Genomic DNA, 10138 nt, shown 5'->3' with positions numbered 1-10138 from the left:
AACGCATCGGCCACGCCGACCCCGCCATCACCATGCAGATCTACGCCCACGCCCTCGAAGGCGACGACGCCACCGCGCCGAGATCACCGCCGCAGCCATCTTCGGCCGGTGACACCGCTGATGGTGTCAATATGGTGTCACGGGGACCGAAAACGCTCCGAATCGCCTCTCTAGCCGGATACCCGATTCTGCAAGATTCGACTGGCTAGAGGGGTGTAGCTGTGAAGTGGGCGAGAGAGGACTTGAACCTCCACCCCCTCTCGGGGACACGGACCTGAACCGTGCGCGTCTGCCAATTCCGCCACTCGCCCGTGACGGCGGGGTACGCCGGACCGGGAGCGTACCGTCCGACGCACCGGCCGACGACCGTGTGTGCGACAGCGACCGGCCGGATGGCCCTCAGCGCGTCGCTGACGCAGCGTCGCCTCCACGCTACCCGTTCGGACAGGTGGTCGGCTGGCGTCTCGGATAGGGTCGCGCGTTCCATTGAGGGAACAGGGGGCGGGCCCGGAGGGCGACCGGGTCCGCCCTAGCTTGCGGTGCGTGCAGACGCCGCAGCCACGGGTTCGTGGACGTCGCCTTGGTGCAGTGAGGACGCCGATGGGCGTACTGAACGACTTCGAGCGACGGCTCGAAGACGCCGTCGAGGGCTTCTTCGCCCGCGCGTTCCGCTCCGGGCTGCAACCGATCGAGCTGGCCAAGGCCCTGCGGCGCTACGCCGCCGGGAACCGGCACGTCACCGAGGACGGGGTCGTGGTGCCCAACGTCTACCGCTTCCGCCTCAACCCCAAGGACATCGAACGACTGTCGACGTTCGGAGAGCGACTCCGCAAGGAGCTCGGCGAGGTCGTGTTGGGCACAGCTGCGGAGAACGACTGGCTGCTCCGCGGGCCAGCTCTGGTCCGCATCGAACCGGCCGACGACGTCGGATACGGGACCTACGAGCTCGCCGGACGGGTCGAAGCCGTTGACCCCGACGCCACAGGAGCCGTCACCGACCTCGAGGAACGTCCGCCTCCGCCGGGGCGTCGGGCGTCGCTCCGGGTCGTGAGCGGAAGCGAGCGTGGAGCCGAGATCCGGTTGTCCGGCACCCGGATGGTCGCCGGCCGCCGCTCGGACTGCGACATCCACCTGGACGATCCCACGGTGTCCCGCCAGCACGCCGCGTTCGTTCGGCGCGGCAGCGACTGGTGGGTGGTGGACCTGGACTCGACCAACGGAACCCGCGTCAACGGCACGGAGACGAACGAGCGGACGATCCGCGCCGGAGACCGCATCGAACTCGGCGAAGCCGTCGTTGAACTCGTCGAAGGGTGACCGCGTGCCCACCGTCCCTGCTGCCCCGAGGTGACCACCGACCGTGCCGATCGCGCTGCTCACCTTGCTCAAGCTGGTCCTGCTGGCGCTGCTGTACCTGTTCCTGGTGCAGGCCATCCGCGCCGTCACCGCCGACCTGTACGGTCCCCGTCGCCGCGCCAGCAGTCCCCGGCCGGCCGTGGCCGGCTCGTCCCCCAAGCGCAGCAACCGCCGCCCGCCACGCGAGCTCGTCGTTCACCCCCCGGACGGACGGCCGAGCGTCATCCCGCTTCGTGACGAGGCGGTCACCCTCGGTCGCAGCGAGAGGATGACGGTGACGCTCGACGACGTCTACGTGTCGGACGAGCACGCGATCGTCGCCCCCAACGGCGACGGCTGGGTCGTCCGCGACCTGGGATCGACCAACGGCACGTACCTCAACGGTGCGAAGGTGTCCCAGGCCACCCCCGTCGCCGCAGGCGACCAGGTACGGATCGGCAAGACCCGCGTTGAGGTCCGTCGATGACCGGCGCCCCGAACGGACAACCGGACGGACCACGGGGGCCACAGCCGCAACGGGCGACCGGCGCGCGAGGGAGCCGGTGATACGCCTGGAGACGGCAGCTGCCACCCACAAGGGTCGGGTACGCCCCCGCAACGAGGACTCGTACTACGCCGGCGAGAGGGTCTTCGCCGTCGCGGACGGGATGGGTGGACACCTGGCCGGTGACGTCGCCGCAGCGACCGCGCTGCTGCCGATCCAGGGTCTGGACGGCAAGGTCTACTCCGACGCCGCCAGCGCTCGAGCCGCGTTGCTCGACGCGATCCTCGCGGCCAACGCCGCGGTCGTTCGCAAGGCCGCCGACGAACCCGACCTGCACGGGATGGGGACGACGTTGACGGCGACGATCGTGGAGGGACGGCGGCTGCATGTGGGCCACGTCGGCGATTCGCGTGCCTACCTGGCCCGCAACGGCGACGTCACGCAGCTGACCCGCGACCACACCTTGGTGGAGCACCTGATCGAGGAAGGCCAGATCACCAAGGAGGAGGCCGCCCGCCACCCGCAGCGGTCGATCGTCACCCGGGCGATCGGCGTGGACGTCGAGCTGGACGTCGACACCCTCACGATCGACCTGGCCGCCGGCGACCAGGTCCTGCTGTGCTCCGATGGGTTGACCGGCCCGGTCTCCGACGACCAGATCCTCGCGACGCTGAACGCCGGTCACCGGCCCGAGACGACGGTCCAACGTCTGATCGACCTGGCCAACGAAGCAGGCGGTCCCGACAACATCACGGTGGTGCTGCTGCGCTACGGGGGGGTGGACTCCGACGACGGAACCGCGAAGGTGATCCGGACCGACGCCCACGCCGAGCGGCTGGAGGAGGACTGGGCGGACCGGCTGGGCCATCTGGGGACCCTCGGGGGGCAGCTGCCGGGCGCCGTGGGCAGCGCCGACGAGACCACCCGATCGGGGCGTGGGCAACGGGTCGCAGCCGTGATCGGCGCCGTCATCGCGTTGATCGTCGTGGCCGCGCTGGGAGGCTGGTGGCTGCTGTCGCGGTCGTTCTTCGTCGGGCTCGACGCTGACCGCGTGGCGATCTACCACGGCATCCCGGCCGAGCTGGGTCCCGTCGAGCTGTCGTGGGTGGCCGAGACCACAGAGCTGACCGTCCGAGACGTCCCCCCCTGGTACGTCCGGCAGCTGGAGGAGGGCATCCCCGCGGCCGACCTGCTCGACGCCCGCTACATCGTCGACAACGCCCCGAGCCGGACCACGCCGCAGGACTCCCAACCTCGGACGACGCCGACGCCGACCCAGACCGCGTCGTGAACGGCGGCTCGGCAGCCTCCATCGCCGAGCAGGCGCGCACCCGGGAGCGGCAACTGCTCCTCCTGGCGCTTGTCGTGGTGCTCGGCGCGTACGCCTTGATGGGAGTGGCGGCCGCCGGCGACCTGCCCGCCGGGACGCTGGCCTACGGCGGGGCGCTGACCGCACTGGCGGTGGTGGCTCACCTTGCGGTGCGGCGCCTCACCCCGTTCGCCGACCCGGTGATCCTGCCGGTGGCGTTCTTGTTGAACGGTCTGGGCCTGGTGCTGGTGCGGCGCGTCGACTTCGCCCAGGACACCGACCTCGCCATCGCCCAGACGACGTGGACGGTGGTCGGCATCGGCCTGTTCGCGCTCACGCTCCTGGCGGTCACCGACCACCGGCAGCTGGCCCGCTACCGGTACACGGCGGGGCTCGCCGCGCTGGTCCTGCTGCTGCTGCCGATGACGCCGGAGATCGGGCGGGAGATCAACGGCGCCCGGTTGTGGGTCGACCTGGGTCCGGTGACGTTCCAGCCGGGTGAACTGGCCAAGATCGCGATGGTGGTGTTCCTCGCCGGGTACCTCGAGGACAAGCGCGCGCTGCTGTCTGTGGCCACCACCCGCATCGGTCCGGTGCTGCTGCCGCCCGTCCGCCACCTCGCTCCCGTCCTGGTGGCCGCGCTGGGAGGGGTGGCGATCCTCGTGGCGCAACGGGACCTCGGCAGCAGCCTGCTGTTCTTCGGGGTGTTCGTCGCGATGCTGTACATCGCGACGGGGCGTCTGGCCTACCCGTCGGTGGGGATCGCCACGTTCGCGGCCGCCGGCGCCCTGGCCTACGCCACGTTCGGTCACGTGCGGCAGCGCTTCACGATCTGGCTCGACCCGTGGGCGCCCGAACGGATCAACGATGAGGCCTACCAGCTGGTGCAGTCCCTGTTCGCGCTGGGCACCGGGGGGGTGACCGGCACGGGACTGGGTCTGGGCCAGCCCGACATCCCCGCCGCCGCGACCGATGCGATCTTCGCGGTCCTCGGCGAGGAGCTGGGGCTGTTGGGCACCACCGCGGCGCTGGTGTGCTTCGTCCTGCTGGTCGCTCGCGGCTACAAGGCGGCGCTGACCGCCACCGACGAGGTCGGCACGCTGCTGGCTGCCGGGCTGTCGACGATCTTGGCGTTGCAGGTGTTCGTCATCGTCGGTGGGATCACGCGGCTGGTCCCGCTGACCGGCATCACGCTGCCGTTCGTCTCGTACGGGGGCTCGAGCCTGATCGCCAACTACCTGTTGATCGCGCTGCTGCTGCGGGTCAGTGACTCGGCCCGCCGCACGGCGCGCATGGGACGCGCCGCCGCCCGCAGGGGCCCATCGTGACCCGCCAGGTGCGTCGCGTCGCCACCGTCATGCTCGTGCTGTTCGGCGCGTTGTTCGTCAACCTCAACGTCATCCAGCTGATCCGCGCCGACGAGTTCGTCAACCACCCCGCCAACCACCGGCTGCTGATCCAGGAGTACCGGATCCAGCGCGGGCCGATCGTGGTCGGAGACGAACGGATCGCGTTCAGCGTCGAGACGGACCACCAGCTGAAGTACCTGCGCCGGTACGACCCGGCGCGGCTGTACGCCCACCTGGTCGGGTACTACTCCGTCATCTTCGGGCGTGCGGGCCTGGAGGCGGCGCTCAACGAGACGCTGACCGGGACCCCCACCGATCTGCTGGCACAGAACCTGGCGCAGCTGCTCGGCGCCCAGGACCCGGCAGGAAACGTGATCCGCTTGACCGTCGACCCCGCGGCGCAGGAGGCGGCACGCGACGCGCTGGGCGACCGCCCCGGCGCGATCGTGGCACTCGACCCGATCTCCGGTGCGGTCCTGGCGCACGTCTCCAACCCGACCTACGACCCGAACTTGCTGTCCAGCCACGACCCGCAGCAGATCCGGACCTACTGGCAGCAGCTGAACGACCACCCCGACGAGCCGCTCGCCAACCGGGCGACCCAGCGCCGCTACCAGCCGGGTTCCACCATGAAGCTCATCGTGGCCGCAGCCGCACTCGAACACGGCTTCAGCGTCGACACCGCGTTCGAGGACGTCGCCGGCTACAGCCCGCCAGGCACGACCCACGCGATCCGCAACTACGGCGGCGGGACCTGCCGTGGCGGGGGGACGCTCACGCTCGCCGAGGCGCTGGTCGTGTCGTGCAACACCGTCTTCGCCCGGCTGGGGGTCGAGCTGGGCGCGGACGCGCTGGTCGAACAGGCGGAGAAGTTCGGCTTCAACCGTCGTCCTCCCTACGAGCTGCCCGTCGTCGAGAGCGTGATCCCCGACGACCTCGACCCGCCGCAGGCCGCCCAGGCGGCGCTCGGCGCTTTCGACGTGCAGGCCACCGCCCTGCAGACGGCGATGGTCGTGCAGGCCATCGCCAACCGCGGGGTGCTGATGCGCCCGCACGTGGTCGCCGAGGTCCTCGACCGCAGCGGCCGGCGCGTCCGCGGCGCCGACAGCGGCCCCTGGATCGACGGGGCGTTCACCGCCCAGGCCATGACCGAGGACAACGCTGCCAAGCTCGCCGACCTGATGGTGCGGGTCGTCCGCGACGGCACCGGTCGCCGCGCCCAGATCGATGGGGCGACGGTGGGCGGCAAGACCGGGACGGCCGACCCCGGTCAGCGGATCACCCCGCACGTGTGGTTCGCGGGGTTCGCCGCGACACCGGACCCGGGTGGCGGGGCGCCGGTGCCGCGGGTGGCGGTCGCGGTGGTGCTGCCCAACGCCGGGGAGGGGGCGACCGGCGGCGGGTTGGCGGCTCCCATGGCACGGGCGGTGATGGCCGCTGCCCTGCAGCGGACCGGCGGATGACCCCACCGTCACCGCGGCCGGACTCTCCCCCGGCCTGGATAGGTCAGGTCCTGGGCGGCCGGTACCGCCTGGAGCGACCGATCGGGCACGGCGGCATGGCGGAGGTCTTCGCCGCCCGCGACCAACGCCTCGACCGTGACGTGGCGGTGAAGGTCCTGCGGCCGCTGTTCGCGGACGACGAGCAGTCCCTTGCCCGCTTCGAACGTGAAGCGCGGGCGGCCGCCACGTTGAACCACGCCAACGTCGTCGCGGTCCACGACTACGGCGAAGACGACGGGCGGCCCTACCTCGTGATGGAGCTGGTGGACGGCCGATCCCTCGACGCGCTGATCGACGGGGGACTGGCACCCGATCGTGCACTCGAGATCTGCACCGACGTGTGCGCCGCGCTCGGTGCTGCCCACGACGCCGGTCTGGTCCACCGCGACATCAAGCCCGCCAACATCCTCGTCGCCGACGACGGCACCGTGAAGGTCGCCGACTTCGGCATCGCGTACGCCGTCGGCGGCGACACCCTGGCGATGACGTCGGTGTTGGGCACCGCTGCGTACCTCTCACCGGAGCAGGCCCAGGGCGCCCCGGTCGACGCCCGCTCCGACGTCTACTCGCTGGGGACGGTCCTGTACGAGATGCTCACCGGCAGCCCACCCTTCACGGGCGACTCCCTGGTTCAGGTCGCGCTCAGGCACGTCTCGGACACCCCCCGGCCGCCACGTGACCGGACCCCGCGCATCGAGCCGGAGCTCGAGGCGGTCGTCCTGACCTCCCTCGCCAAGGACCCCGCCGACCGCTATCCGTCAGCGGAGGCGATGCGCGACGACCTCCTGGCGGTGCGCCACGGCGAGCCGGTCGTGGCCGACCACGCCGCCGCCCGCGCCGCGGCGGCAGGGGTTGCTGGTGAGGCTGCGGCGCGGATGCTCGAACGTGTGAGCGACACCGCCCCGCTCGAACCGGTCGCTGACCCGGACGGCGGTGACGGCGACGAGCGGCGCCGGCCCTTGCTGGCGTTCGTCGCGGCGGCGCTGCTGGTGGCTGCCGCCGGCATCGCGGCGCTGCTGGTCACCACCGGGGAGGACACGAGCGTCGAGGTGGTGAGGGTCCCCGACGTCGTCGGCGCCCCGCTGGACCTCGCGTTGGCGCGCCTGGATGCCCGCGGTCTGTCGGGTCAGCGGGCCGGTGCCGAACCCCACAGCGACATCCCCACCGGACACGTCGCCGCAGCTGAGCCTGGCGAGGGACAAGAGGTGGCGCCCGGCACGGTGGTACAGCTGACCATCTCGTCGGGACCGCCTGAGCCCGCCACGACCGCCCCCACCGAACCGCCCGACACCACCACCGCACCAGCCGACGTCACAGACCAACCGGGCGGAGACGCGCAGGAACCAGTCGACGAGCCCGACCAACCCCCGCAACAGGCACCCGGCGGACCGGGGAACGGACCGGGGCAGCCCCCCGGTCAGGGAGGCGAGCCACCGGGCCACGGAGGCGAGCCGCCAGGCCAGGCGGGGGAGCCGCCGGGCCAGGCGGGGAAGCCGCCAGGCCAGACGTAGGCGGACACGACACGTCCCGTCACGGCGCACGGCCGCCCAGCGGGTTGAGGCCGCCGGAAGAGCCACCGCAGCAGCGCCTCCTGATACGGTTGCGCCGCCATCCGACGTGGAACGAGCCGGATCGTGAGTTCGCAGACCCGTGGTGGCTCCGCCGTGCCCGGTGCGGGACTCCTGCTCGGTGGCCGCTACCGCTTGGATCGCCGCATCGGCCGGGGCGGCATGGCCCAGGTGTGGGCGGCCCACGACGAGGTCCTCGACCGCCCCGTCGCCGTCAAGTTGCTGTCGGCACGTTTCCACGACGACCCGGACTTCCAGCAGCGGTTCCGCCGCGAGGCCCAGCAGGCCGCAGCCCTCAACCACCCGAACATCGTCGCGGTGTACGACACCGGCGAGCACGACGGTCTGCCGTTCATCGTGATGGAGCTCGTCCACGGCCGCTCGCTGCAACAGATCATGTCGCATGGCGGGCTCACCGAGGAGCGGGCACTCGAGGTGTGCGCGGAGGTCTGCTCCGCGCTGGCGTACGCCCACGGCCGCGGGATCATCCACCGTGACATCAAGCCCGGCAACATCCTGATCGACGACAACGGCGACGTGAAGGTCACCGACCTCGGGATCGCGCGGGCGATCGACGCCGAGACCGTCACCCAGACTGCCGCGGTGCTCGGCACGGCCGCGTACCTCTCGCCGGAGCAGGCACAGGGCGCCCGGCTGGACGCCAGCTCGGACATCTACTCCCTGGGCATCGTCCTGTACGAGATGCTCAGCGGGCGCCCGCCCTTCCAGGGAGACAGCGCGGTGGGTGTGGCCTACCAGCACGTCCAGGAGCAGCCCCGACCGCCCCGCGAGTGCAACCCGGACGTCTCCCCGGCGGCGGAGGCGATCGCGATGAAGGCGGTGGCCAAGAACCCCGCGAACCGCTACGCCAGCGCGGAGGCGATGCGCGACGACCTCGTGCGGGCCCACGCCGGCGAGTCGGTCGATGCTCCCGCCGTGCTCCTGCCCGACGACACCGCGGTGATCGAGTCGGAACTCGCCCCGCGCAGACCCCCGCCGACCGCCACACAGCAGCGCCGCCGCCGCACGGTCGGGTACCTGGCGCTGGGCATCGTCACGGTCCTGGCGTTCGCCGGAGGGCTGTGGCTGCTGGCCTCGCTGCTCAGCGGTGACGCCACCCTGACACGGACCGTGCCCAGGGTCATCGGCGAGCCGATCACGGACGCCTACGGGACCCTCGAGGCGTACGGGCTGACGCCGCGGACCGCACCGGACGGCGTCTACCATGACACGATCCCGGACGGGCACGTGGTCGATCAGGACCCTGCCCCCGGCAACGAGGTTGAGGACGGCGCGGTCGTCGTGCTGACCGTGTCGCGTGGCGTGCAGCCGGTGACGGTGCCGAACGTGGGCGGCTCGGCCGAGGAGGACGCCATCGCCACCATCCGGGAAGCTGGCCTGTCGGTCGGTGACCGGGTCAAGGAGTTCTCCGACGAGGTGCCCAGTGGCCGGGTGATCGGCACCGACCCACCCGGCGGCGAGCAGGTACCAAAGAACTCCACCGTGACACTGATCGTCAGCGCCGGTCAGGAGACCGAGATCGTGCCCAACGTGGTGCGGCAGACCGAGTCGGAGGCCCGCTTCCAGCTCGAGGAGCGCGACTTCAAGGTGCTCGTGGTCCGCGAGTTCGACCCGGCCGTGGACCGCGGTCGCGTGATCCGCCAGAATCCCGACGGCAACCAGCCCGCGCGGAAGGGTTCGGAGGTCACGATCGTGGTCAGCGAGGGACCGCAGGAGCCACCGACCCCGTCACCGTCTCCGTCACCGACGGCGACGCCGAGCCCGTCGCCGTCACCGACCGAGGCCGTGCAACTCCCGATCGACCCGGGCGGAACGTGACGTGATGCGGTGGATCGTCGCTGTGGTCGCGGCCGCGTCGGTGGCCTGCGGCGGGTCGGACACCTCGCTGCAAGCGTTCTGCGACGCCTGGGGGACGTATACCCAGCAGTCTCAGCAGGGCGACCGGGATGCTGATGCCAGCGACGGGCATGCCCACGAGGACGGCGGCCACGCCCACGAGGATGGCAGGCAGGCGGGCGAGCACGCCCATGACGTGCAGGTGGTGCTCCTGGCCAACGCCCCGGACGAGCTCCGCGACGACGTCGGCCTGGTGGTCGCCGACGAGTACCGACCGCACGCCGACGCGGAGGCGGCACGGCAACGGATCGCCGACTACACCAGCCGCAACTGCGGCTGACCTGGCGTCCATGGCGGGGCGTCAGGTCGCCGACGCGCGCAGCGGCGCCAGGCCGGGGTCGGTGGGCTGCACGACGTGCAGGCCACGCGCCCGCCACATCTGAACGACGGCGGGCCGGTCGTCGACGACGAACGCGACGTCGAACCGGTCGCGGATGTGGCGCTCGTACAGCTCGGCCTTGACCACGTGGTCGGGGCGGAAGTCACCGCCGCGGCGCATCAGCAGCTGGTCGTAGGGGACGTCGTGCTCTGCGAGCCACCGCTCGCAGACCTCGCGGTAGTCGTCGGGACGGCCGGTCACGATCAGCTTCGCGGCGTCGCCGTGGTCAGCGCGGAGCAGCTCCACCACCCACGGGACCGGCGCGTCCTCACCC

10 protein-coding genes and 1 tRNA gene are annotated in these 10138 nt (G+C 71.6%); 9 read left to right on the top strand and 2 right to left on the bottom strand.

Annotated elements, in window-relative coordinates:
• On the top strand, positions 1 to 209 hold a 209-nt coding region (locus tag M3N57_05900; protein MDP9022229.1), incomplete at its 5' end, for a hypothetical protein.
• A gap of 18 nt (positions 210 to 227) precedes the next feature.
• On the opposite strand, the gene M3N57_05895 is transcribed toward M3N57_05900, so the two are convergent.
• Positions 228 to 311, bottom strand: a tRNA-Leu gene (locus M3N57_05895).
• A 289-nt stretch (positions 312 to 600) separates the two neighbouring features.
• Between M3N57_05895 and M3N57_05890 the strand changes: the two genes are divergently transcribed.
• The 8 genes from M3N57_05890 to M3N57_05855 all read left to right on the top strand — a co-directional run bounded on the left by M3N57_05890 (position 601) and on the right by M3N57_05855 (position 9765).
• On the top strand, positions 601 to 1317 hold the full coding sequence (locus tag M3N57_05890; protein ID MDP9022228.1) for a DUF3662 domain-containing protein: 717 nt from the start codon (positions 601 to 603) through the stop codon (positions 1315 to 1317).
• Positions 1318 to 1360: 43 nt separating this feature from the next.
• Entirely contained in the window at positions 1361 to 1822 is a 462-nt protein-coding gene (locus M3N57_05885) for an FHA domain-containing protein (GenBank protein ID MDP9022227.1), read from the top strand.
• Positions 1823 to 1898: 76 nt separating this feature from the next.
• Entirely contained in the window at positions 1899 to 3131 is a 1233-nt protein-coding gene (locus tag M3N57_05880) for a Stp1/IreP family PP2C-type Ser/Thr phosphatase (protein ID MDP9022226.1), read from the top strand.
• Entirely contained in the window at positions 3128 to 4477 is a 1350-nt protein-coding gene (locus M3N57_05875; GenBank protein MDP9022225.1) for an FtsW/RodA/SpoVE family cell cycle protein, read from the top strand. Before M3N57_05880 ends, M3N57_05875 begins: the two co-directional genes overlap by 4 nt.
• Positions 4474 to 5961: a penicillin-binding transpeptidase domain-containing protein gene (locus M3N57_05870; GenBank protein ID MDP9022224.1), complete on the top strand. Its 1488-nt coding sequence runs from the start codon at positions 4474 to 4476 to the stop codon at positions 5959 to 5961. The genes M3N57_05875 and M3N57_05870 overlap by 4 nt, the downstream gene beginning before the upstream one ends.
• Complete coding sequence (gene pknB, locus M3N57_05865) at positions 5958 to 7511, top strand: Stk1 family PASTA domain-containing Ser/Thr kinase (GenBank protein MDP9022223.1); 1554 nt, start codon at positions 5958 to 5960, stop codon at positions 7509 to 7511. The genes M3N57_05870 and pknB (M3N57_05865) overlap by 4 nt, the downstream gene beginning before the upstream one ends.
• A gap of 123 nt (positions 7512 to 7634) precedes the next feature.
• Positions 7635 to 9407 carry a Stk1 family PASTA domain-containing Ser/Thr kinase gene (pknB, locus tag M3N57_05860; protein ID MDP9022222.1) on the top strand — a complete coding sequence of 591 codons (1773 nt, stop codon included), beginning with the start codon at positions 7635 to 7637 and terminating at the stop codon, positions 9405 to 9407.
• 4 nt (positions 9408 to 9411) lie between these two features.
• A complete protein-coding gene (locus tag M3N57_05855; protein ID MDP9022221.1) occupies positions 9412 to 9765 on the top strand; it encodes a hypothetical protein in 354 nt (117 codons plus the stop codon).
• 21 nt (positions 9766 to 9786) lie between these two features.
• On the opposite strand, the gene M3N57_05850 is transcribed toward M3N57_05855, so the two are convergent.
• The coding region (locus M3N57_05850) for a hypothetical protein (protein MDP9022220.1) at positions 9787 to 10138 on the bottom strand (352 nt) is incomplete at its 5' end.

Source organism: Actinomycetota bacterium, assembly GCA_030776725.1.
GTDB lineage: Bacteria > Actinomycetota > Nitriliruptoria > Nitriliruptorales > JAHWKO01 > JAHWKW01.
This window is presented reverse-complemented; position numbering and strand designations above follow the sequence as displayed.

Coding starts and splice junctions, on each gene's coding strand:
- M3N57_05890 (MDP9022228.1), top strand. CDS start 601: ATGGGCGTACTGAACGACTTCGAGCGACGGCTCGAAGACGCCGTCGAG.
- pknB (MDP9022223.1), top strand. CDS start 5,958: ATGACCCCACCGTCACCGCGGCCGGACTCTCCCCCGGCCTGGATAGGT.
- M3N57_05855 (MDP9022221.1), top strand. CDS start 9,412: ATGCGGTGGATCGTCGCTGTGGTCGCGGCCGCGTCGGTGGCCTGCGGC.